Here is a 23145-nt window from a genome sequence, read left to right as displayed (position 1 = left end):
CTTTCGGCCCGTTTTCATAGGAGAGAGGCGTGTGATCTACAGGAGCGTCGTCCTGGCGCTCAGCTGAGTCATTAACTGTTGGAAAAAACATACATTCTGCTGGGAAAACACGGTCAAAACGTCATGTTAGGATCGTTTCCTAGCCGCGATTCGCCAGGCATGCCTGCCTGCGAGCGTATGTGACCTGCCCGACATTTAAAGACGACATGCATAGCAAAGACCTGACAAAGCCGGACGGACGACACCTTACTCTCTACAGCAACCGGCCGATTCCGGACGGGATCGAGGCGCCCAGCCCTTTCCCCGATCCGCTGCAGGCCAACCCGCACCTGCGCTGGCATCCGCTGCGCGGCGAGTGGGTCACCTACGCCGGGTTCCGGCAAAACCGCACCTTCCTGCCGCCGCCGGAGTACAACCCGCTGGCGGTAACGAAAGATCCCACCTTTCCGACCGAGATGCCGCAAGGCGACTATGAGATCGCCGTGTTCGACAACCGCTTCCCATCGCTTGCGCTGACCTCGCACGATCCGCCGCACCTGACGGTGCCGACCGCGCCCGCCAACGGCCACTGCGAAGTGGTGGTGTTCACGCAAGACCCGACAGCGGCGCTGGTGCACCTGCCGCTGTCGCGCATCGAGCTCTTGTTCCAGGTGTGGGGCGACCGCACCCGGCGCATTGGCGGCACCCACCACATCCAGTACGTGCTGCCTTTCGAAAACCGCGGCAGCGAGGTCGGCGTCACGCTGCACCATCCGCACGGCCAGATCTATGCCTACCCCTTCGTGCCCCAGGTGCCCGAGCGCATGCTGGCCCAGGAGCGCGAGTACTACCTGCAGCACGGCACCAGCCTGCTGTGCGACATGGCCAAGACCGAAGCGGCCGACGGCAGCCGCGTGCTGTACCACGACGAACACGCGATCGCCTTCGTGCCGGCCTGCGCGCGCTATCCCTACGAGGTGTGGGTGATGCCGACCGCGCCCTGCAAGGACTTTGCCAGCCTGACGCCGGAGGCGCGCGCCGGCCTGGCGCGCGCGCTGAAAACGGTGCTGCTCAAGTACGAGAACATGTGGGACCGTCCTTTCCCTTACCTGATGGCCTGGTACCAGGCGCCGACCGACGGCGCCGAGCATCCGGAAACCCAGCTGCACGCGCAGTTCTACCCGCCATACCGCTCGCGCGACCGCCTGAAATACCTGGCCGGCACCGAGCTGGGCGCAGGCATGTTCGCGATGGACGTGCTGCCCGAGAACACGGCGGCCGAGCTGCAGGCCGTCGCGGTCTCGATCGAGGAGGACGCATGAGCGCGGCCGGCGAGCGCGCGCAGGAGGCCGCGTCCAAACTGGCGCTGCTGCGCGACTGCCTGGCCACGACCGGCGCGGGGGCGATCCGGCTGCGCGGGGTCGACTGGTTTGCCTGGGTCACCGCCGGCGGCTCGAGCGCGGTGCTGCAGTCGGCCGATGCGGGCGTGGCCGAAGTGCTGGTCACCCAGGAAGAGGCGGTCGTGCTGACCGACGAGATCGAACTGGCGCGTCTGCGCGAGGAGGAAATTCCGGCCGGCTTCACCTTCCATGCGGCGCCCTGGGCCCAGATCGAGCTGCACGAACGCTACGTGCTGGGCCTGGCGGGCGAGCGCACGGTGCTGTCGGACCGCCCGCACGGCGCCGAGCAGGCGCTGCCTGCGGCGCTGCGCCAGCGGCGCATGGTCTTGACCGCGTCCGAACAGCAGCGCTACCGCGAGCTCGGGCGCGAGGCAGCCGAGGCGATGACGGCCACCTTGCGCCGCGCGCGGCCGGAGTGGACCGAATACGAACTGGCGGCCAGCGGCGCCGCCGAGCTCTGGCGGCGCGGCATCCAGCCGGCGCTGATCCTGGCCGCCGGCGAACGGCGCCTGCCCTTGTACCGCCACCCGACGCCCACACATGAAAGGATCGGGGCGCGCGCCATGCTCGTGTTCTGCGCGCGCCGTCACGGGCTGTACGCCAACCTGACGCGCTGCGTGAGCTTCGCCGGACCGGGCTCCGCGCCCCAGGACCAGAACGTCCTGATGGAGGTCGAGGCGACCGGCCTGGCCGCGGTGGTGCCGGGCAAATCGCTGTCGGCGGTGTTCCACGCCTTTGCCGCCGCCTACAACCACGCCGACCGCCAAAGCGCGATGGACGAGCATCACCAGGGCGGCATTACCGGCTACCAGGCGCGCGAACTGGTGGCCACGCCCAGCACCGCAACCGAACTGGAGACCGGCATGGCATTTGCATTCAACCCCAGCTTTGCGGGACTGAAAATCGAGGATACCTTCCTTCTCGGCCCGCAAGGACTGGACAACCTGACCCTGGATCCGCAGTGGCCTGCCGTGACCGTGCAGGGCCGCCAGCGGCCGCTCTGGCTGGAGGTGAGCTGATGGTGACAACCGATTCCTTCTTCGGCGGCGCGCCCGAAGTCCACGCTTCGGCTCCGGGGCGCGTGAATCTGCTGGGCGAGCATACCGACTATAACGACGGCTTCATGCTGCCGGTGGCCACGCCCCAGCGCACGACCGTGGCCCTGTCGCGCAGCGGCGACGGCAACTTCATTTTTTACTCGAGCACGCTCGACGCCAACGTGAGCTTCGCGCCCGATTCCAGCGCCCCATCCGGTTTCGGCAGCTATATCGAAGGCTGCATCCGCCTGCTCGAGGCCGAAGGCGTGGCGGTGCCGCCGCTGCGCGTCTGGGTCTCGACCGACGTGCCGGTGGGCTCGGGCCTGTCCTCGAGCGCGGCGCTGGAAGTGGCGACCCTGCGCGCGCTGCGCCAGCTGCTCGGCATCGAACTCGACGACGTCAAGCTGGCGCGCCTGGCGCAGCGCGCCGAGATCGAATATGCGCGCGTCAACTGCGGCATCATGGACCAGATGGCGTCCAGCCTGGCCGACGAATCGAACATGCTGTTCATCGATGCGCGCTCGCTCGAGCACCGCCTCGCGCCGCTGCCGGAAGGCAGCGAGATCATCGTCATCGACTCGGGCATCGCGCGCAAGCTGGCCGGCAGCAAGTACAACGAGCGCCGCGCCGAATGCGAGGAAGCCTCGCGCAAGCTGGGCGTCAAAGCCCTGCGCGACGTAAAGGACCCCGAAGCGGTCGAAACCCTGCCCGAGCCGCTGCGCCGGCGCGCGCGCCACGTGGTGCAGGAAAACCTGCGGGTGCTGGAAGCGGCCGCGGGGGTGTCGGCCGAGCGCTTCGGCGAACTGATGAACGCCTCGCACTTCAGCCTGCGCGACGACTATGAAGTATCGATTCCCGAGCTCGACGAGTTGTGCGCGCTGCTGCGCGCGCAGGAAGGCGTGGTCGGCGCGCGCCTGACCGGCGCCGGATTCGGCGGCGCCTGCGTGGCGCTGTGCAAGACCGGCCATGCCGGCACCGCTGCCGCCGCGGCGCTCGCCGACTACAACCGGAAGGGCCGCGAAGGCCGCATCCTGATTCCGGTACCGACTGAACGAAAGGAAAATAATGAGTCAGTTTGAATATCCCCGTCCCCAACTGGTGCGCGACAACTGGATCAGCCTGAACGGCAAGTGGCGCTTCTGTTTCGACGATGCGATGCGCTTCAAGCTGCCGGGCGACGTGACCGAATGGACCCACGAGATCGAGGTGCCGTTCGCGCCCGAGACGGCCATGTCGGGCATCGGCGACACCGGTTTCCACCGCGTGTGCTGGTATGAGCGCGAATTCACGGTCATGCCCACCGAAGGGCGCACCATCCTGCACTTCGGCGCCGTCGACTATTCGGCCAGCGTCTGGGTCAACGGCCAGCTGGTGGCCGAGCACGAGGGCGGCCATACGCCATTCGCGGCCGACATCACCTCGGCGATGAAGGCCGACGGCCAGCAGGTCGTGACGGTGTATGCCGAGGACGACCCGTTCGACCTGGCCAAGCCGCGCGGCAAGCAGGACTGGCTGCTCGAGCCGCACTCGATCTGGTATCCGCGCACCACCGGCATCTGGCAGACCGTCTGGGTCGAGCAGGTCGAGCAGACCTTCATCGCCAAGCTGAAGTGGACCCCGATCTTCGAGACCTTCGAGATCGGCTGCGAGGTGTTCGCGGGCGGTCATATTCGCGACGACATGTTCGTCGAGGTCAAGATCTGGCACGGCGAACACCTGCTGGCCGACGACCATTACAAGCTGCTGGGCGGCGAAGCGAACCGCAAGATCGCGCTGTCCGACCCCGGCATCGACGACTCGCGCAACGAATTGCTGTGGAGCCCGGAGCGTCCGACCCTGCTCGACGCCGAGGTGACGCTGCGCTGCGGCGACAAGGTCGTCGACCGGGTCCGCTCCTACACGGCGCTGCGCTCGTTCGCGATCAACCGCGACCGCCTGATGTTGAATGGAAGGCCCTACCAGCTGCGCCTGGTGCTCGACCAGGGCTACTGGCCCGAGTCCTTCCTTACCGCGCCGTCCGACGAGCACCTCAGGCGCGACGTCGAGCTGGCCAAGCTGATGGGCTTCAACGGGGTGCGCAAGCACCAGAAGATCGAAGACCCGCGCTACCTGTACTGGGCCGACAAGCTGGGCCTGCTGGTGTGGGAAGAGATGCCCTCGGCCTACCGCTTCAGCCCGAAGGCGATCACGCGCATGGTGCGCGAGTGGACCGAAGCGATCGAACGCGACTACAGCCACCCCTGCATCATCGTCTGGGTGGCCTTCAACGAGTCCTGGGGCGTGCCGAACCTGACCCTGACCCAGGCGCATCGCAATGCCGTCGAGGCCCTGTACCACCTGACCCGCACGCTCGACGCGACGCGCCCGGTCATCGGCAACGACGGCTGGGAAGCCTCGGCCACCGACATCCTCGGCATCCACGATTACGATTGCGATCCGGAGAAGGTCAAGGCCCGCTATGAAGTGAGCGACCCGGTGAGGACACTCTTCGATCAACGGCGTCCGGGCGGGCGTATCTTGACGCTGGACGGCTTCCCGCACCGCGGCCAGCCGATCGTGCTGACGGAATTCGGCGGCATCGCCTTCGACACCCGGGGCACGCCGGAAGAGGGGACCTGGGGCTATTCGCGCTCGAACACGGCGGAAAGCTTCCACTGCCTCTACAGCGGCTTGCTGAAGGTGGTCAACGAAACCTTCATGTTCGCGGGCTTCTGCTATACCCAGTTCGCCGACACCTTCCAGGAGGCGAACGGCCTGTTGAACGCCGACCGCACGCCGAAGCTGCCGTTCGAGGTGATCTCGGCGGCAACGCGCAACGGGGCCCCGGCCGGGCCGACCCCGGGCGGCGAAGCCATCGCTCCCTGATGCGCCGCGCACGCCCGGATGCAAGGGCGGGTAGCGTGAGGTAAGCAGCCCTTGCGTCCGCGGGCGGCAGGAGGGAAGGATGGACAGCACCGCCGTTTTCAGCCGCCTGCGCCCGGAGGCCGTGCCGCGTCCGCACCACCGCCTGCCGCGCTGCCTGGCGCGATCCATCGAGGCCAGTCACGCCATGGCCACTGCGGGCCTGCCGCCGGCCTGCGCGACGGTGTGCAGTCCGAGGCTGTCCGTGTTGTCCGCACTGGTGCTGGCGCTCGGCATGCTGGCGCCGGCCGGCCCCGCGGCAGGCGCTCCGCTGGCCGCGGCCGACGAGACGGCGCAGTACGCGGTCTCCCAGCACGGCGCTGTCGGCCCGGAACCGGTGGCGGCGCGCCACCACGGCGGCCTGTACCGGATCAGCGGGCGCGGCGGTGTCGCCTACCTGTTCGGCACGATCCATGTCGGCGACCGCTCCTTCTATCCGCTCGCGCCCGAGGCCGAGCGGGCGCTGGCCGAGGCCGACCATGTGGTGGTCGAACTCGACCCGCGGGGCGAGCGTGCCTTCCGGCATGCGCTTGCCCGGCATGGCCGGTATCCGGACGGCGACGATATCGGACGGCATGTGTCCGCCGACACCCTGGTGCGCCTGCGTGCGGCCCTGCACGCCGAGGGCGTGAGCCTGGCCAGCATGGCGCAATCGAAGCCCTGGCTGATCGCCAACCTGCTCCTGAGCATACAACTGGACCGCGAGGGCTTCCGCCGCAGCGAGGGCGTGGAACAGCGCCTGCTGGCGCAGGCCGAACGGCATGGCGCACGGATCGTGCCGCTGGAAAGCGCCGAGCTGCAGCTCGGCCTGTTCGACAGCATGAGCGAGGTCGAGGCCGAGCGCTACCTGCGCGATACGCTGGCGGGCCTGGCCGACGGCAGCACCCTGCAACGCGCGCGCCGCACCATCGAGGCATGGCGCACGGGAGACACGGCCGCGCTCGCATCGCTGTTGGCCGATGCCACAGCCGGCAATTCGGAAACGGCCGAGTTCACCCGGCGCAAGCTGCTGGGACGGCGCAATGCCGAGATGGCGGCGCAGATCGACACGCTGCTGGAACAGGGCGGTGTGTTCTTCGTCGGCGTCGGCTTGCTGCACCTGCTGGGCGACGACGGCTTGCCGCAACTGCTCGCGCAACGCGGCTACCTGATCGAACGCGTGTACTGAGCGGCGCACGCTGCCAGCGGGCGGGGTCGCACAGCCCGGGTACAAGCGAAGCCGGCGTCAGGCACTGTCGGCGTGCCAGCGCAGCCCATGTATAAGCGCAGCCGGCGTTAAGCACAGCCGGCATACTCCAACAGCCGGCGCAGCCGTCCAGCCGGCGAACGCGGCGCCGGCCCGGGCTCCGCGCTGCGGCCCTCAGCGCCGGATTGCCCCGCCGCTCAGGTTGACGCGGTCGCCGCTGCGAAAGTCGGGCGTGGTTTCCTGGGTGACGATCTGGGTGCTGCCGTCGTCCATGCGCAGCGTGATGCGATACACGCGGTCCGAGGTCATCGAGCTGCCGGACGTGCCGGTCGAGCTGCCGCCGACGGCCGCGCCCGAGAGGGTGCCGCCGCCGCTCACGCCGCTGCTGGGCCGCGCGACCAGTTCGACCGATACCACGGTGCTGTTCGGACTGGAGCTGGCCGCGGTGGCGCTGCCCGCGGACGCGCCGCCTTCCTGGGCGCTGCCGCTGGCCGTGTCGGCCATGCTGCCGGTGGCGCCGCCTTCGCCCATGTTGCTCGAGGTACCGGACGAGCCGGAAGTGCCCGACGTGCCGGAGCTGCCCGACGTGCCGGAGCTGCCGCTCGAGCCCGACTGGTCATAGCCGCTGGTGCCGGAAGTTCCTGAAGTGCCAGAGCTGCCTGAAGTGCCGGAGGTGCCGGAGGTGCCTGACGTGCCAGAGCTGCCCGAGGTACCCGTCTCGCCCGAGCTGCCGCCGCCCCAGCCGCCCGAGCCACTGGTGCCGGTACCGCTGCCGGTGCCCGACATGCCGCCGCTACCGCTGCCAGTGCCGCCGCTCGTCGAGCTCCCGCTGGTGCCTGCTCCGCCATCGCTACCGCCGCCGCGCATGGCGGAGCAGCCCGACAGGCCGAGCGCCATGGCCAGCAAGCCGGCCAGGATTGCGCTCTGGTGTGGTTGTTTCATGATCGACTCCTTGTTTGATTTTGTCAGTGGGTATGCGTGACGATGTCGTCTGCCACTGAGGTAAGAGGCGCGAACGGGCGCGTCGTTCCAGCTGACTCGGGTATGACATGAGCCAGATCAAGCAAGGAAGGATTGGGAAAAACTGGTCAGTTATCGGGCGCGGCCGGGCAGGGCCGGCCGAGCGGGCTCATCTGCGCGCACGCTGGAGGGCGGCCTTGGCGCCGGATTGCTTGCGTGCGAACGCCGCCTTCGGCAGCAGCAGCCACAGGATGGCACAGGTGACGACGGCGGCACTCACGTCCACCATCCAGTCATGCACATCGGCGCCGCGATAGGGAAACAGGCTCTGCACCGACTCGTCGATGGCACCCATCACGGCCACCGCCAGCACGGCAGCCAGGCTGCGGCTGGCGGCGCTGCCGCGGCTGGCGGTAAACCAGAGCAGGGCCAGCATTGCGTAGGCGAGCGAGTGCAGCACCACGCCGGGAGCGTAATGGCCGACGCCGGCACGCGCGCCGGGAATCGAGCCGGTGACGACAATCGACAAAAACATGATGATCGCGGCGGCGTAGCGCAGCTTGTTTAGGCGGGGGTCGAGCAGGGCAAGGTGGAGCAGTGGCGGCATGGTTGACGAACGGCGAAAAACGACAACCATACCATGCCGGGTGACCGTACGCGTGCACGGTCGCACTTGCAACGGGAACTCAGATCGTCAGCGCCGGCGCGCCGTCGGGGTAGCGTGCGTCGAAGCAGCTTTCGCAATCGGCGCAGAACAGGTGCGCCATCCGCACCGAGGTCTGGCGCAGCACGAGCTTGAGATGGGTGTGCTGGCACTTCGGGCACACTTCGCGCACGCTGCCGAAGGTCAGGAGGGTCAGCGGGACTTCTTCGCCATCGAGATGGTCGACGACGACCAGCGGATTGAGTTCGCAGAGAACCAGGCCGTCGATTTCCTCGTGCTGGCGGCGGCTGGGCTGGGTTTGTGAAGGGTGGTTTTCAGAAGCTTGAACATTCATCGGTCCGACTCCCTGTCATGGTTGGCATGGCTGCGTCCGCTGGCGGTGTTTCTCCGTCGTGTTATCGGTCCTGCCTGGGGTCCGCTTGCGGCGCACGAACTTCATCATAGTCAAAACCCGTCAGCCTGCAAGGCCGGCAAGCGCATTTATGCGCAGCACGTAAGTTATGGAAAAAAAATGCCCACCAAGAAAAAGGTGGGCACAACCCAAGACCGGGCCAAGAGACGCTATTCGGTGGGTGTGCGGCGCAGGGCGCTGCACACCTGTCTGCCGTCACGCATATCGATTGCGTGTACCGCAGATGAATCTCAGTATAGGCAGCGACTGTCACTCAGGTATGACGTAGCGCAAATTTGTACAGCGTTCGGTGAACGATGTGCGCTATACGAGGTCTAGCGATGGGAAGGAGTGCGCCGCGTGCGGGCAAAAAAAAGCCCACTTCAAGAGCGGGCTTAAAACTATTTTCTTGGAGGAGAATAGTGGAGACAGGATCGATTATGTTGCACTGCCATATATTTGTCTAATTGTTAAATCAGATATCAGACATGCGTTTCGTGAATGGTCGGCCGATTCCTGCCCGGTGCCGAGCGAGGCGGGGAGGGCGCCCGGCGCAACGACGAGATTGCGCTGCGACGAGGCATGACCCGCGGGGCCGGGCCCATGCTTTCTTATTCGCGCACCGGGACCGTGTAGTTCAAGGGCATGCGGCCGCCGTCGGCGTACAAGGTCTGGCCGGTGATGTAGGAGGCGTCGTCGCTGGCAAGGAAGGCGGCGATGGCGGCCACTTCTTCCGGCTCTCCGCAACGGCCGAGTGGGGTGCGCGACAGGATAGTATGCCGCGCCTCCGGGCTCGACAGCACTGCCTGCTTGGCCAGCTCCGTCAGGATCGTTCCCGGCCCGATGGCGTTGACGCGGATACCGTGCTGGGCGAGGCTGACCGCCGCGACCCGGGTCAACTGGTTGACGCCGCCTTTGGAGACCACGTACGGTATCTGGTTCGGGATCACCAGTTCGGCGTTCACGCTCGACATGTTGATGATGCAGCCGCTTTGGCGCTTGACCATGTCGCGCGCTGCCGCCTGGCTGCACAGGAACATCGATTTCAGGTTAATGCGCAGCACGCGGTCGAAGTCTTCCTCGGTCAGGTCGAGGAAGTCGGCGGCGTGTGTCACGCCCGCGTTATTGACGAGGACGTCGATCCGGCCAAAGGCTTCCAGCGTGGCCTTGAAGAGGGCGTCGACATCGGACTTCTGGCTGACGTCGGCACAAAAGAAGCGTGCGGCATCACCCAGCGCTGCAGCCACGGCGGCGCCTTCCGGGCGCACGTCGGCCAGCATCACGCGCGCGCCTTCGCGCACCAGGCGCTGGGCGCAGGCCAGGCCGATGCCCTGGCTGGCGCCCGTGACGAGGGCAATCTTGTTGGCGAGTTTCATGGCGGGGCTTTCACGGGTTCAGGAAAGCGCATTGTAGCGGGAGCGGCGGCGGCAAGGACCAGGGCAAGCGCGGGAGCACAACGCAGGTGCTTGCGGCCGCCCTTCGCGCGGCCGCAAGGACGGCGGCTTACAGCATGAGCGGGCGGTCCGGCAGCTCGTTCGGGCGTGCGCCGTTGGCAGGGAAATGCTCGCGCAGCAGGGCATTGACGTGCTCGATCGCGGCCAGCGAGGCGTCGTGATAGTTGTCCTGCCTGAAGCCTTCGGTCATGGTGCGGCAGACCGCCTGCCAGGTGGCGCGGTCGATCTTGCGGTCGATGCCGCGGTCGGCCACGATGTCGACCTTGTGCTCGGCCAGGTTCACGTAGATGAGCACGCCGCAATTGTCCTCGGTATCCCACACGCCATAGTCGGCGAACAGGGCGATGGCGCGCTGGCGGTTGGTGATGCCGTCCCAGGCCTCGTCGGTGGGCAGGGCCGCTTCGACGATGAAGCGCACTTCGCCCCGATGGGTTTGTTCGCCGGTGGCGATGGCCTGCGCGATCGCGGCCAGGGTGGCCTCGGGGAAGGCGCGTTGGGCCGCGCCCTTGGTGCTGCGCCAGTGGCGGATCACGCGGCTCAGGCGTTGTCCAAACGATGCGTGTTCCATTACCAGTCTCCCGAGGCGCCGCCGCCGTCGAAGGTGCCGCCGCCGCCGCCGAAGCCGCCACCGCCGCCAAACCCGCCGCCGCCCGAAAAGCCGCCGAAGCCGCCGCCGCGTCCCGCATTGCTCAGGATGCTGCCGAGGATGAACCCGGTCGCGCCACTGCCCCAGCCGCCGCGCGACAGGCGCGAACGGCGCGGCCTGAACATCGAGCGCACCAGCATGAAACCAAAGATCAACATCAAGATGCCAAACATACCGATCCCGCTTCCTTGTCCGTCCTGCCCGGGCGGCGCTACCTGCTGCGCGACTTCGGGAAATCGTTCCTGGTTCAGCAGTGCGGAGATGGCTCCCACACCTGCGACCAGGCCCTCGTAATAATGGTTTTGGCGAAAATGCGGGGCGATGACGTCTTGCAGGATGCGCTTCGACTGCGCATCCGTCAGCACGCCCTGGACCCCGCGGCCGGCCTCGATGCGCAGCCGGCGCAGCGAACTCGGGTTGTCGCGCGCGACCAGCAGCAGCACGCCGTCGTCGACCCCCTTGCGGCCGAGCTTCCAGGCATCGGCCACCCGAATGCCGTATTGCTCGATCGCTTCCGGCTCGGTCGACTTGACCAGCAATACCGCGATCTGGTTGCCGGACTTGGCCTCGTGTTCGGCCAGCACGGCTTCCAGGCGCGCACGCTGGCTGGCGTCGAGCATGCCGGCGGTGTCGGTGACGCGCGCCGTCAGCGGCGGCACCTCCTTCAGCTGGGCCTGTGCCGGGCCGGCCAGCAGGCCCGCCAGCAGCAGGATCCAAACGGTACGCAGCAAGCTCATCGTCTACTGGTCCGCTTATTTGCCGAAATCGACTTTTGGCGCGGTCGAGATCGCTTTTTCGTTCTCGACCGTGAACGACGGCCGTGCTTCATAGCCGAACATCATCGCGGTCAGGTTGGTCGGGAACTTGCGCACCGTGACGTTGTAGTCCTGGACCGCCGCGATATAGCGCTGGCGCGCCACCGTGATGCGGTTCTCGGTGCCCTCGAGCTGCGATTGCAGGTCGCGGAAGCTGGTGTCGGCCTTGAGGTTCGGATAGGCCTCGGACACCGCCATCAGGCGCGACAGCGCGCTCGACAGTTCACCCTGCACCTGCTGGAACTTCTGGAAGGCTTCCGGGTTGTTCAGCACCTCCGGCGTGATCTGGAAGCTCGTCGCAGCCGCGCGCGCCCGGGTGACGGCCTCGAGCGTCTCGCGTTCGTGCGAGGCATAGCCCTTGACCACGTTGACCAGGTTCGGGATCAGGTCGGCACGGCGCTGGTACTGGTTGACCACTTCGCCCCAGGCCGCCTTGGTGGCTTCGTCCTTGGTCTGGAATTCGTTATAGCCGCAGCCCGAGAGCAGCGAGCTTGCCAGCATTGCCGCCGCCAGCAGGCGGAACCAGCGCGAGAAGAGGGAAGACGTCATGATGTCCTTGTCCATGCGAGTTGTCGAATAGTCAAAATATACATCAGGATCACATCGCTGGTCGCACACTCGTGCCCGCAATAGCCGACGCCGCCGCTCGCAGGCCGGGCGACGGGTACAATATTGGGTTTGCAATGACACTGTTACAAGGGGCGCGACGTGAACTTCATGACTAAACTCTCCGCGGCCTGGGCCCGCAACGATTCGCTGCTGTGCGTCGGGCTCGACCCGGACCTGGCGCGTTTCCCTGCGCACCTGAAGGACGAAGCGGACGGCATTGTCCAGTTTTGCAAGGCGATCATCGACGCCACTGCGGACCTGGCCTGCGCCTTCAAGCCGCAAATCGCCTATTTCGCCGCGCTCGGCGCCGAAGCCCAGCTCGAGGACATCTGCCGCTACCTGCGCGAGCGCTATCCGCACATCCCGCTGATCCTCGACGCCAAGCGCGGCGACATCGGCGCCACCGCCCACCAGTACGCGCGCGAAGCCTTCGAGCGCTACGGGGCGGACGCGGTAACGGTCAGCCCCTACATGGGCTCCGATTCGGTCGAGCCGTATTTCGAATGGCCCGATCGCGGCGTGATCGTGCTGTGCCGCACCTCGAACCCGGGCGGCTCCGACCTGCAATTCCTGGACGTCGGCGGGCAGCCGCTGTACCAGCACGTGGCGCGGCTGGTCGCCGACAAGTGGAACCGCAACGGGCAGTGCGCGCTGGTGGTGGGCGCGACCTTCCCCGAGGAACTGGCGCAGGTGCGCGCCATCATCGGCGACATGCCGCTGCTGGTGCCGGGCGTCGGCGCCCAGGGCGGCGACGTCGAGGCGACCGTGCGCGCCGGGCGTACCGCGGGCGGGACCGGGATGATGATCAATTCGTCGCGCGCGATTTTGTATGCCGTGCCGCAGGAGGGCGAGGATTTCGCGGCGGCGGCGCGGCGGGTGGCGCGCGCGACGCGCGACGAGATCAACCGGTATCGCGCGGTATAAGGCGCTAGGGCAAGCCCTTGCGGATGGACATGGGGCTGTTGCCCGCACTGTTATCGGTGTGTTCGATCCGCGTGGGCACGGAGCGCCCACCCTACACGAGGTATTCCGTAGGGTGGGCGCCCTGGGCCCACGCGGATTGCGCGGGCCAATGACGTAACCGGCGCACCCGGCGCGGTGCGCCTCAATACCTGTCCGGCGCGATCCCTTCCACGTAATCGTACAAGGCGCCGAGAATCTCCTCGGCCCGCTCGTCCGCCGTCTCCGACAGCGCATCTATTTCGCCAAACAATTGATCCACCGTGCGCGCACCGCCCGCGCCGTCGAACAGGCGCTCCGCCCGGTGTTCTTCCCACGCCGTCATTTCTTCCGCGCTCAAGGTCTGGGGGAAATTGCGCGCGCGGTAGCGGAACAGCAGTTCCGTCAGGCGCTCGTCCTCGAAGGAAGGGCGCGCGCTCGCCAGCTGGGCCGGCGTCTGCATCCGCAGCGACTCGAGCTTGCGGCGGTCATTGTTGCCGACAAAGCCGCCGTACAGGTCTTCGTCGACATCGGTCTCGCCGGCCGCCGCCGGTTTCTGGAACACCTGGGCCCAGACCGCCGCCATGTTCGGGCCGCGCGCGGCCAGTCCCGCATGCACGCGGCCCTGGTCGAGGTCGATGCCCCAGCGCTGCGCCAGCGGGGCGCTGAGCGTTTTGAGGTTCCCGACCAGCATCGGCGACTTGTTCAGGTGCACGCTCTTGATCGGCAGCCGGGTCATGCCTTCGGGCAGGTCGGCGCTGCGGGTGAACATGCGCAGGCGGATGGTCTCGACGTCCATCCCGAACAGCTCGGACGGATCGTGACGGCAATCCCAGACCAGGATTTCGTTCTTGTTGGTCGGGTGCTGGGCCAGCGGATACACCAGGCCCAGGCAACCGTGTTCCGCCGGGAACATGCCGGAGACGTGCAGGAAAGGCTGGCGCTGGCCCGGCTCGAGGTGCAGGCCCATTTCGCTGGCAACCTTGTCCTTGCGGCGCAGCTCGAGACAGAAGTCGAACAGGCGCGGCTGCTTGCTGCGGATCAGGCGTGCCAGCGCGATCGTCGCGCGCACGTCCGACAGCGCATCGTGGGCGCTGTCGTGCGCCAGGCCGTTGGCCGCCGTCAGGTCCTCGAGGCGGAAGCTCGGGCGCCCGTCCGGGTGGCGCGGCCATTCGATGCCCTCCGGACGCAGCGCATAGGTCATGCGCACCACGTCGAGCAGGTCCCAGCGGCCGCAATTGTTTTGCCACTCGCGCGCATACGGATCAAGCAGGTTGCGCCAGAACAGGAAGCGCGTCACCTCGTCGTCGAAACGGATCGTGTTGTAGCCGACGCCGATCGTGCCCGGCTCGGCAAAAACGGCCTCGACCTGGCGCGCGAACTCGTGCTCGGGCACGCCTGCCTCCAGGCATTGCTGGGGTGTGATGCCGGTGATCAGGCAGGACTGCGGATCGGGCAGGTAATCGTTGGCCGGCTGGCAGAACAGCATGAGCGGCTCGCCGATCTCGTTGAGCTCGGCATCGGTGCGGATCGCGGCGAACTGGGCCGGACGGTCGCGGCGCGGCTGCGCGCCGAAGGTTTCATAGTCGTGCCAGAGGAAGGTATGGGTGCTCATCGCTTGTTGGAGTGGTGACGTCGGCTGCGATTGTCGGGGCGCTGCCGCGATCCGTCAATCAATCCAATCATTCCATTTGCAGCCGCGGCGGCCAAAGGCCCGGCTCACATGCTGACGCAATTGCGCCCGGCTTCCTTGGCGCGGTAGAGGGCGGCGTCGGCCGCGTCGATCAGGCTCGTCTCGTCGCCGTCCGGTCCCAGCACCGCAACGCCGAAGCAGGCGGTCAGGTGCGGCATCGGCACCCGCATGTCGGGAAACAGGACTGCTTCGCGCATCTGCTGGCACAGGCGGTCGGCCACCATGCGCGCCAGTTCGACCGTGGTTTCCGGCAACACCGCCATCAATTCCTCGCCGCCGTAGCGCACCGCAAAATCCGAGGGGCGCAGGCCGTCGCGGATCACGTTGGCGGCGGCGCACAGGGCGGCATCGCCGATCAGGTGGCCGTGGGTGTCGTTGAATTTTTTAAAGTTGTCGAGGTCGATCATGAGCAGGGCCAGCGGGCTGCCCTGGGTGCGGGCGCGCGTCACCAGTTTCGGCAGCATGTCGGCCAGCCAGGCGCGGTTGTACAGGCCGGTAAGGGTATCGTTCAGCGACAGCTGGCGGTAGAACTCGCCCAGCTTCTGGCGCCGCCGCAGCAGCGCGTTCGCGGCGCGGATGCGGAAGGACATCAGGCGCAGCAGGTTGCGCGCGACCGCGTTCGACTGGTCGATCAGTTCCCAGGCCAGCTGTGACTCGATCACCAGCAGGCGCGTGTCTTCCACTGCCCGGACCGCGTCGAGGTTGGCGGCATCGTCCAGCACCGACTGCTCGCCCACGCTCTCGCCGGGCAGGATGCGGGTGACGCTGCCGTCCGAGGCCCCGGCATGGCCGTCGGTTTCGACTTCCAGCATGCCCGACAGCACGATGTAGAGCCGTGCGCGCGTGGCGTCCTCGAGCCGCTCCCCGGGCGTCAGTTGCGCCACCTCGCAATCGGCCAGCGCGAGGGCGACGGCGGCCGTATCCGCTCCGCGAAACAGCTCCAGGTGCTCGACCGGGTAGCCCGCATCACGAAAATGTCCAATCACTTTCACAACCAGTTTCCTCCGCTTGGTGACCAAGGCAGTGTAATACGAAAAAGGCGCAGCAAACCACCGGCCAAACTTAAGGAGGTGGCGTTCGCTTCGCAAGAGTGTTCCAATAGCATCCATGACTGCCTCACACCACCTCATCGACGCGCTCGGCGTCGCCCACCGTCCCGCGCCGGATGCGCGCATCGTCTCGCTGGTGCCGTCGATCACCGAACTGCTGTGCGACCTGGGCCTGGCGCCGCAGCTCATCGGCCGCACCGGTTTCTGCATCCATCCGGCAAGCACGGTGGCGGCGATCCCGAAGGTCGGCGGCACCAAGGACGTCAACATCGACAAGATCCGCAAGCTGGCGCCGACCCACCTGGTCGTCAACATCGACGAAAACGAGAAGCCGACCGTCGACGCGCTGGCCGAATTCGTGCCGAACATCGTCGTCACGCATCCGCTGGCCCCGCGCGACAACCTGGCGCTGGCGCGGCTGATGGGCGGCATCTTCGGCGCCGGCGAGGCCGCCGAAGCCTGGTGCGCCGCCTTCGAGGCCGAACATGCGCGGCTGCGGTCGGCGCCGCCGGGGCCGCCACGCACGGTGCTCTACTGTATCTGGCAGGACCCGTGGATGAGCGTGTCGGCCGACACCTATATCGCGCGCATGCTGGCCGAACTCGGCTGGCAGGTGCCCGCGCTGCCGGACGGCGCGCGCTATCCCCGTTTCGCCTGGTCCGACGCTCTCGTGGCCGGGCTCGACGCGGTGCTGCTGTCGACCGAACCCTACCGTTTCACGGAGGCGCACGCCGACGCACTGGAAAAGCAGATCGGCATTCCGGTGTTCCTGGTCGATGGCGAGATGATGTCGTGGTATGGCAGCCGGGCGCTGGCCGGCCTGCGTTACCTGGGCGCGCTGCGGGATACGGTCGAAGGAAGGGCCGCCGGGTAAGACCGGGCGGCCCTGGTGTTTCGGCCTTGCCGGCCTTGCTTAGACGCCGCTGGTCAGGTTCTTGTCCTGTTCGGCCTCGAGACCCTCGAGCGGCAGCGGGTCGCGGCGGCCCTTGTCGGCCAGGCGGCCGAGGGCGCTGTCGAGAGCGCGCTTGAGCTTGTTGCCGGCGCTGCTGATCGCCTGGTGCAGGTTGACTCCGTGTTCGGTGACGACGACCGGCGCATAGCCGGTGACGTGGGCTTCCATCATGCAGCGGTTGCCGCCGTCGAGCTGCTTCTGGCTGTTCTCGTTGCTCAGGTGTACGTCCACGCGGTGCACCTGGTCGAAGCGGCCGATGTTGTCCTTGACGACGGTTTCGACGTGATCGTCCAGACCCTGGTGTTTTTCGATGGTACGGTCGGTGTTAACAGTAATTTGCATAAGTGGCTCCCTTAGTCAGCGATCTGGTGCCGATCTTACACTTTTTGTCATTTTTGCAGCGTTCTGGAGGCTCGGGCTGCGCTCGCCGTGGCGCGTGCTTCACGCGTGGGCGAAGCCTGCGCGGCCCGGCCACACCCTACGCCAGATCCGCTTCGGTGGTGAATGCGTCCGCGAAAAACTCGTCCGGCGGCAGGCCGCACTGGGCGACGTATTCGCTGCGCGCGGCGTCGACCATCACCGGCGCGCCGCAGGCGTAGACCTGCCAGCCCGAGAGGTCGGGGATGTCCTGCATGACGGCCGCGTGCACGTAGCCGGTGCGGCCCGTCCAGGCATCTTCCGGCAGCGCGTCGGAAATCACCGGCACGTACTGGAAGTCGGGCAGGGTGGCGGCCCAGGCTTCGCACAGTTCGTGCATGTACAGGTCTTGCGGACGGCGCCCGCCCCAGTACAGGCGGACCGGACGGGGCGACTTCAGGTGCATCAGGTGCTCGACCAGGGCCTTGACCGGCGCAAAGCCGGTGCCCGACGCGAGCAGCACGATCGGCTTGTCCGACTCTTCGCGCAGGAAGAAGGTGCCCAGCGGCCCCTCGAAGCGCAGGATGTCGCGTTCCTTCATGGCGCCGAACACGTGATCCGTGAACAGGCCGCCCGGCAGGTGCCGGATGTGCAGCTCGAGCGGGCGTTCCAGCGAGGGCGCGCTGGCGATGCTGTAGGCGCGGCGCTTGCCGTCCTTGAGCAGGAATTCGACGTACTGGCCGGCGCGGTAGGCGAGCGCCTCGTTGGCCGGCAGCTGCAGCGTGACGATGGCGACGTCGGGCGCGGCGCGCGTGATCGACTGCACCCGGGTCGGCATCTTGCGGATCGGGTATTCGCTGCTGCCGGCCACCTCGCGCGCCTCGATCACGAGGTCGCCGCCGGGCACCGCACAGCAGAACAGGGACATGCCCTGCAGCTTTTCCTGCTCGCCCAGGGCGCGCGCCTGGTGCGGCTTGTGGCTCACTTCGCCATCGACGATCTTGCCCTTGCACGAACCGCAGGCGCCGTTCTTGCAGCCGTACGGCAGGCCCACGCCGGCGCGGAGCGCCGCCGACAGGACGGTTTCGTCGGCTTCGCACGCGAATTGGGTGCCGCTTGGCTGGACAGTGATCTGGAACGTCATACAATCCTCAAAATGAACTACAACAATAAAATACCTGGCCGCTTCGGGCGGCCGCGCCTGCTGCTGGTCGGTTGCGGCGATGTCGGCATGCGGCTGTTGCCGCTGCTGGTCGCGCGCTTTCGGGTCTTCGCGCTCACCCGCGACCCGGAGCGGGCGGGGCTGCTGCGCGCGGCGGGAGCGATACCGGTTCTTGCCGACCTCGACCAGCCGGCGACGCTGGCGCGCCTGCGCGGCCTGGCCGCGCACGTCGTGCACCTGGCGCCGCCGCGACCCGCGGGCGAGCGCGATGTCCGCACCCGCAACTTGACCGCCATTCTACCCGAGGGGGCGCAGCTCGTTTATGTCAGCACGAGCGGCGTTTACGGCGATTGCGGCGGGGCCTTGATCGACGAAACCCGGCCGCTTGCGCCGAAAAACGCGCGGGCCGGGCGGCGCGTCGATGCCGAGCAGGTACTGCGCGCCTGGGCGCGGCGCGCGCACGGCCGCCTGGCGATCCTGCGCGTGCCCGGCATCTATGCGGCCGACCGCCTGCCGCTGCAGCGCCTGCGCGACGGCACCCCGGCCCTGCGCGCCGAGGATGACGTCTACACCAACCATGTGCAGGCCGACGACCTGGCGCGCATCATCGCGCTCGCGCTGTTTCGCGCGCTGCCGGGACGGGTTTATCATGCGGCGGACGACACGCGCCTGAAGATGGCCGAGTATTTCGACGCGGTGGCGGACGCCTATCGGCTGCCGCGCCCGCCACGGATGGCGCGCGCGGCCCTGGCCGAGGCCGTTTCGCCGGTGCTGCTGTCCTTCATGTCGGAATCGCGCCGGCTGGACAACACGCGCATGCGGCGCGAGCTCGGCGTACGCCTGCGCTATCCCGACGTCCACCATGCGCTGGCGCAGTGGGCGCTGGTAGAATGACGCCCCCCCGAAAGCGCGCGATATCGCGCGACAAGGCCTGGACCCGGCAGGCGGACGCCACCGATGCGGGGCGTGCGCTCGACAAGGGCGCCGGCATGCACGGGCCCTCAGTTCCGGGCAACGTAATTTAATAAAGAGCCAACATGATGACCACCCTGACTTACGAAGCATTCCTCGACGAAGTAACGACCCTGCTGACCGAGCTCTATGATCTCGACGATGCCGCTGCCATCAAGCTGGTCGTGGATGCACAGGCGAACGATTTTTTCGTGGCACATGACGATCACGCCGAGATGCGGACAGTCGAGCAGGCAAAAAAAGACGCAACCGTCTTATTCGAGGCGAAGCAGAACAAGACGGTGACCCAGGGCAGGCAGCAATTGCGAGCCCGGCATAAAAAAACGTAAGCGGGATCGGATTGCCGGGTATCGGCTGCGTGCCAACGTTGCATTTCGCACGCGGCCGTCCACTTTTGTGGGTAGTTGCTTGAATCAAAATTAACTTTCCCAGTATCATTGCGACCTTGCAGATCTGTCGTATAAACGATGCCGATTTGGCTCTGCAGTCTAATTTTTCACGTTAAAAGCAACATTGTGAAAAATTAGGGACGGTTTATGACAATTGGAAAGAATTAGCGATGCCCATCAGAAGATTGCCGGAAGGCGCCATGTACGACCCCAATCGCGTGCTCGACGCGGTGATCTCGAAACTCGGGCTGAAGAACGACGCCGCCTTGTCGCGGGCGCTCGAAGTGGCGCCGCCGGTGATCAGCAAGATCCGCCATAGCGCCTTGCCGATCGGCGCGACGATCCTGCTGCGCATGCATGAAATCAGCGACTACAGCATTCGCGAATTGCGCTCGCTGATGATTGCGCGGGAAACGGGGACTGAACCGGAAATGGCCGGCGCCTGAGGCAGGGAAGGCTGGCGGCACCGGTTGGAGCTTGCACGCGTCTGTCCCACACGATCGCCGGGCAGTGGTGAGGGGCGGATGCGGCGATGCAAGCGAAACGGCGCCGCCGGATAGTTGCCCCGGCGGCCCGCGCATGCAGAGCGCAGTCACCGGGGCATATCACGTATCAGGCTGCTTGCGGGATGCCTGGGCCGAAGCACCAGGCGGTCTGGAGGTCGGCTGCCTTGGTGATGCCCGGCCCGAAGCACCAGGCGGTCTGGACGTCGGCCGCCTTGGTGATGCCCGGCCCGAAGCACCAGGCGGTCTTGACGTCGGCTGCCTTGCTGATGCCCGGCCCGAAGCACCAGGCGGTCTGGAGGTCAGCTGCCTTGGTGATGCCTGGGCCGAAGCACCAGGCGGTCTCGGCAACGGCTGCCTTGGTAATGCCCGGGCCGAAGCACCAGGCGGTCTGAACGTCCGCTGTCTTGGTAATGCCCGGGCCGAAGCACCAGGCCGAGTTCGCCGCTTGGCTGATGCCGGCATCGCACGCCGTTTGCACTTCGGCGGCTTCCAGGACGCCGTCCTCCCTTGGCCGGCGCACATACGACACGCCGAAGGTGGATTCGTACAACTCGCGCATGCGCTCGCCTGCCTGCTGCTGCATCTCCACGCCGTTTTCGCCCTCCAGGCCAAGGTAGGGATAATGGTGAACGAAGTAACCGAAGGCTTGCTCGCAATCGCGGGCGTATTTCATCGTGTCGAGGATGTGGTAGTGCCAGAAGGTGTCGACATCGACGAGCGGTGCCGTCGGCACGTGGGGGAAGGCCTTCATCAGGTACAGGAAGCGGCGGTATTCGGTCTCGACGGCATTCGCATGCTCCAAAGACCAGCCCTCGCCGGATTCCTTGTGCATCAGTTTCGTTTTGATCGGGTTCAGATCCAGAGCAGCGATAAGAGCGAAGTCGTTATTCGAAATCATGATCTATCCTTTTGTTTTGGCTACTGCATTGTTATTTTGGTATGGGTGCGGGCAATCGACGAAGTGGTGTTGGCAATGGGTAGTCCTCCTCGCGGTTTGGTGCTTGCGTCGTTATTGACGCGAAGCATTGATATGAATTCTCCATCTCAAGCATCTGAAAATTGTTGATTTCTCGCAAGTTGAAGCGCATCAACAAATTTTTTGTGGCAAATGCGCCTACGCGCCGGCGGGCAGTAGGCCTACAAAATCGAGAAGCTTGGGCCTACAGCCCATCGAAGGCGGGAGAGGGTTTGGCTGAAGCGGGCGCGGGGGCAACGGAGAGGAGATTGTCGGCCGCCGGGATCGAGACATGGACGGTCGTACCGTCATTCGGACTGCTGCTGATGATGCATTTGCCGCCCAGGATACGGACCCGTTCCTCGATGCCGACCAGGCCGAAGGAGCCCGGCTTTTGTCCGCCCGCCTTGCTCAGGCCAATGCCGTTGTCGCTGACAGTCATCGAGATCGAATCCGGATCGACGGCCAATTCGACCCGTACCCTGGTCGCGCGGGCGTGGCGCGACACGTTGGTTAACGATTCCTGGAGGATGCGGAACAAGGTCGTCGCACAGCGGTCGCTCACATGCAGGTCGTGGTTGTGCGACACCAGTTCGCAGGCAAGGCCGGTGCGCCGCTGGAACTCGGTGATCTGCCAGTCGACTGCTGCCGTCAGGCCCAGGTCGAGCACGTTCGGACGCAGGTCATTGATGATCTGGCGCACGCTCTTGATCGTCGCATCGATCTGCTCGAGCATCCAGTGGGCCCGCGTATGCAGGTGCGGGTGGCGTTTGTTGGTACGCGAGGCGAGCAGGTCGACTTCGATGCGCAGCGCCAGCAGGTTCTGGCCGAGGTCGTCGTGGATCTCGCGCGCGATGCGCTTGCGTTCGCCTTCCTTGATGTTTTCCGCATGGGCCGCCAGGCGCCGCAGGTTGTCGTTGGTTTTCTGCAGTTTCGCTTCGCTCGCCCGCAATCCCTCGGTCATCTCTTCGGCCAGCCCGATGGCGCGACGGCGTGACGAACTGAGCGTCTGGAACAGCGCATATAGCAGGGAGGTGCCGATGATCCCGGCCAGCATCGCCACCCATGGAAGAGCGCTGTCGAGCTCCGTATACAAGCTACGCTTCGTCACGGTGAAATCAATATCCCATTCGCGCCCGCTTGGTCCTACCGGCAAGCGCGCGCGGAATTCGGTCCGCTCGTCCGGAACCACGCCCGGGCGGTTGTCAAAGAACACGGTACGGCGGTAGCCATTCGGCCTGCCGGGTTCCTTGCCCAGGCCCGTTCCGGAAATCACCAGCCGCGTCGCGTTTTTCGGCATGTTGTCGAGCACGCCGTGCGCAAGGCTGCTGACGCTGAATCCGATCCCGACCGTACCCAGATAGGCAGCGCGGCGCTGGGCCACATCCTGCGGGGGCATAGCGGCGCGATAGACCGGCAAGCGCATGGCCAGGCCCATTACCAACGATCCGGAATGCACGGGGGCACCCGATGTCAATACCTCACCTGTGTCGCGAGAAAGCGCGAAGAGCCTGGCACCTTCTGGCTTCGGGTGCATGTCAACACCGATCCGACCAATCCAGGCCGTGCCCGGCTCGATGAATGTCAATACGGTGTACTCTGCACGCCGCCCCTCGGGTTTGATCCTTGCATTGCGTCCGTGTCCGTCGATGTCTTGCAACATTTCTGTTTCGAACCGATCGCGTTCGGCATCAGAGAAGTGCTTGGCGAAGTTGATCGACTCAACACCAGGAAAGTAAAGCGGCAGGTCGAGGCCGGCGACATAGCGCCGAAATTCATCGCGTGTGACCTCGTCGGCCGCGAGAAACAGGCTAGCCGTTCCGCGAAGCAAGACGGCATAGGTCTTGAGGCGCCCATCCAGGATCGACTGGACATTGCGCGCCATGTGCGTAAAGCGCTCGCGCGCGTCGTTTTCGATTGCCTGGCTGGTACTGACATACAAACCCACGCCCACGCTCAGCGACAGCAATGCGCCCAACCAGGAACCCAGCTTGATCGCTCTAATTCTCCTCATCGAGTCAGCCGCGATTCCCATGTCCGATCCCATCGATATCCAACTTGTTTGATTTGAATCAGAATCCTCCAGACGGCCCGTGCATGAAACCTATCAGGCCTGCTAGTTGTAGGGA

At 66.1% G+C, this 23145-nt stretch carries 23 protein-coding genes; 10 read left to right on the top strand and 13 right to left on the bottom strand.

Annotated features, from left to right (window positions below):
- Positions 1-206: 206 nt before the first annotated feature.
- From galT to ACFPAH_RS15230, 5 genes are all read left to right on the top strand, one after another.
- Positions 207-1301 (top strand): galactose-1-phosphate uridylyltransferase, encoded by a 1095-nt coding sequence (galT, locus tag ACFPAH_RS15250; RefSeq protein ID WP_379746960.1) that lies wholly within the window; start codon positions 207-209, stop codon positions 1299-1301.
- Complete coding sequence (locus tag ACFPAH_RS15245; protein WP_379746958.1) at positions 1298-2398, top strand: M24 family metallopeptidase; 1101 nt, start codon at positions 1298-1300, stop codon at positions 2396-2398. The genes galT and ACFPAH_RS15245 overlap by 4 nt, the downstream gene beginning before the upstream one ends.
- Positions 2398-3495 (top strand): galactokinase, encoded by a 1098-nt coding sequence (galK, locus tag ACFPAH_RS15240; RefSeq protein WP_379746956.1) that lies wholly within the window; start codon positions 2398-2400, stop codon positions 3493-3495. Before ACFPAH_RS15245 ends, galK begins: the two co-directional genes overlap by 1 nt.
- On the top strand, positions 3482-5281 hold the full coding sequence (locus tag ACFPAH_RS15235) for a glycoside hydrolase family 2 protein (RefSeq protein ID WP_379746954.1): 1800 nt from the start codon (positions 3482-3484) through the stop codon (positions 5279-5281). Before galK ends, ACFPAH_RS15235 begins: the two co-directional genes overlap by 14 nt.
- Before the next feature lie 79 nt (positions 5282-5360).
- Positions 5361-6485: a TraB/GumN family protein gene (locus ACFPAH_RS15230; protein ID WP_379746952.1), complete on the top strand. Its 1125-nt coding sequence runs from the start codon at positions 5361-5363 to the stop codon at positions 6483-6485.
- A 192-nt stretch (positions 6486-6677) separates the two neighbouring features.
- Here the strand turns inward: ACFPAH_RS15230 and ACFPAH_RS15225 are convergent, their stop codons facing one another.
- The 7 genes from ACFPAH_RS15225 to ACFPAH_RS15195 form a co-directional block, all read right to left on the bottom strand.
- On the bottom strand, positions 6678-7445 hold the full coding sequence (locus tag ACFPAH_RS15225; RefSeq protein ID WP_379746950.1) for a hypothetical protein: 768 nt from the start codon (positions 7443-7445) through the stop codon (positions 6678-6680).
- Between the two features lie 187 nt (positions 7446-7632).
- Entirely contained in the window at positions 7633-8070 is a 438-nt protein-coding gene (locus ACFPAH_RS15220) for a VanZ family protein (RefSeq protein ID WP_379746948.1), read from the bottom strand.
- Positions 8071-8149: 79 nt separating this feature from the next.
- On the bottom strand, positions 8150-8461 hold the full coding sequence (locus ACFPAH_RS15215; protein WP_379746946.1) for a hypothetical protein: 312 nt from the start codon (positions 8459-8461) through the stop codon (positions 8150-8152).
- Positions 8462-9129: 668 nt separating this feature from the next.
- Positions 9130-9894, bottom strand: coding sequence for an SDR family NAD(P)-dependent oxidoreductase (locus ACFPAH_RS15210; protein ID WP_379746944.1), 765 nt, complete (start codon positions 9892-9894; stop codon positions 9130-9132).
- Between the two features lie 127 nt (positions 9895-10021).
- On the bottom strand, positions 10022-10540 hold the full coding sequence (locus ACFPAH_RS15205) for a TPM domain-containing protein (protein ID WP_379746942.1): 519 nt from the start codon (positions 10538-10540) through the stop codon (positions 10022-10024).
- Positions 10540-11355, bottom strand: a complete 816-nt coding sequence (locus tag ACFPAH_RS15200; protein ID WP_379746940.1) for a TPM domain-containing protein — start codon at positions 11353-11355, stop codon at positions 10540-10542. The genes ACFPAH_RS15205 and ACFPAH_RS15200 overlap by 1 nt, the downstream gene beginning before the upstream one ends.
- Before the next feature lie 15 nt (positions 11356-11370).
- Positions 11371-11982, bottom strand: coding sequence for a LemA family protein (locus ACFPAH_RS15195; RefSeq protein WP_379746938.1), 612 nt, complete (start codon positions 11980-11982; stop codon positions 11371-11373).
- Between the two features lie 159 nt (positions 11983-12141).
- On the opposite strand from ACFPAH_RS15195, the gene pyrF reads away from it, so the two are divergent.
- Positions 12142-12966 carry an orotidine-5'-phosphate decarboxylase gene (pyrF, locus tag ACFPAH_RS15190; protein ID WP_379746936.1) on the top strand — a complete coding sequence of 275 codons (825 nt, stop codon included), beginning with the start codon at positions 12142-12144 and terminating at the stop codon, positions 12964-12966.
- A gap of 181 nt (positions 12967-13147) precedes the next feature.
- Here the strand turns inward: pyrF and sbcB are convergent, their stop codons facing one another.
- Together sbcB and ACFPAH_RS15180 are read right to left on the bottom strand one after the other, a co-directional pair.
- Positions 13148-14596: an exodeoxyribonuclease I gene (gene sbcB / locus ACFPAH_RS15185; protein WP_379746934.1), complete on the bottom strand. Its 1449-nt coding sequence runs from the start codon at positions 14594-14596 to the stop codon at positions 13148-13150.
- Positions 14597-14700: 104 nt separating this feature from the next.
- Positions 14701-15666 (bottom strand): GGDEF domain-containing protein, encoded by a 966-nt coding sequence (locus ACFPAH_RS15180; RefSeq protein WP_379746932.1) that lies wholly within the window; start codon positions 15664-15666, stop codon positions 14701-14703.
- 115 nt (positions 15667-15781) lie between these two features.
- On the opposite strand from ACFPAH_RS15180, the gene ACFPAH_RS15175 reads away from it, so the two are divergent.
- Entirely contained in the window at positions 15782-16597 is an 816-nt protein-coding gene (locus ACFPAH_RS15175; protein ID WP_379746930.1) for a helical backbone metal receptor, read from the top strand.
- A 39-nt stretch (positions 16598-16636) separates the two neighbouring features.
- Here the strand turns inward: ACFPAH_RS15175 and ACFPAH_RS15170 are convergent, their stop codons facing one another.
- Together ACFPAH_RS15170 and ACFPAH_RS15165 are read right to left on the bottom strand one after the other, a co-directional pair.
- Entirely contained in the window at positions 16637-17017 is a 381-nt protein-coding gene (locus ACFPAH_RS15170) for an HPF/RaiA family ribosome-associated protein (RefSeq protein WP_379746928.1), read from the bottom strand.
- A 136-nt stretch (positions 17018-17153) separates the two neighbouring features.
- A complete protein-coding gene (locus ACFPAH_RS15165) occupies positions 17154-18176 on the bottom strand; it encodes a CDP-6-deoxy-delta-3,4-glucoseen reductase (RefSeq protein ID WP_379746926.1) in 1023 nt (340 codons plus the stop codon).
- Between the two features lie 12 nt (positions 18177-18188).
- On the opposite strand from ACFPAH_RS15165, the gene ACFPAH_RS15160 reads away from it, so the two are divergent.
- The 3 genes from ACFPAH_RS15160 to ACFPAH_RS15150 all read left to right on the top strand — a co-directional run bounded on the left by ACFPAH_RS15160 (position 18189) and on the right by ACFPAH_RS15150 (position 20001).
- On the top strand, positions 18189-19088 hold the full coding sequence (locus ACFPAH_RS15160) for an SDR family oxidoreductase (protein ID WP_379746924.1): 900 nt from the start codon (positions 18189-18191) through the stop codon (positions 19086-19088).
- A 146-nt stretch (positions 19089-19234) separates the two neighbouring features.
- Positions 19235-19495 carry a hypothetical protein gene (locus ACFPAH_RS15155; RefSeq protein WP_379747017.1) on the top strand — a complete coding sequence of 87 codons (261 nt, stop codon included), beginning with the start codon at positions 19235-19237 and terminating at the stop codon, positions 19493-19495.
- 260 nt (positions 19496-19755) lie between these two features.
- Entirely contained in the window at positions 19756-20001 is a 246-nt protein-coding gene (locus tag ACFPAH_RS15150; protein ID WP_379746921.1) for a hypothetical protein, read from the top strand.
- A gap of 166 nt (positions 20002-20167) precedes the next feature.
- On the opposite strand, the gene ACFPAH_RS15145 is transcribed toward ACFPAH_RS15150, so the two are convergent.
- Positions 20168-20959 (bottom strand): glycine-rich domain-containing protein, encoded by a 792-nt coding sequence (locus ACFPAH_RS15145; protein ID WP_379746919.1) that lies wholly within the window; start codon positions 20957-20959, stop codon positions 20168-20170.
- Positions 20960-21221: 262 nt separating this feature from the next.
- Complete coding sequence (locus ACFPAH_RS15140; RefSeq protein ID WP_379746917.1) at positions 21222-23063, bottom strand: CHASE domain-containing protein; 1842 nt, start codon at positions 23061-23063, stop codon at positions 21222-21224.
- Positions 23064-23145 lie beyond the last annotated feature (82 nt).

The sequence above is a fragment of the Massilia sp. GCM10023247 genome (genome assembly GCF_042653325.1).
Classification (GTDB): Bacteria; Pseudomonadota; Gammaproteobacteria; order Burkholderiales; family Burkholderiaceae_D; genus Telluria.
Note: the sequence above shows the minus strand (reverse complement) of the source record. Positions and strands in the feature narration are given on the sequence as shown.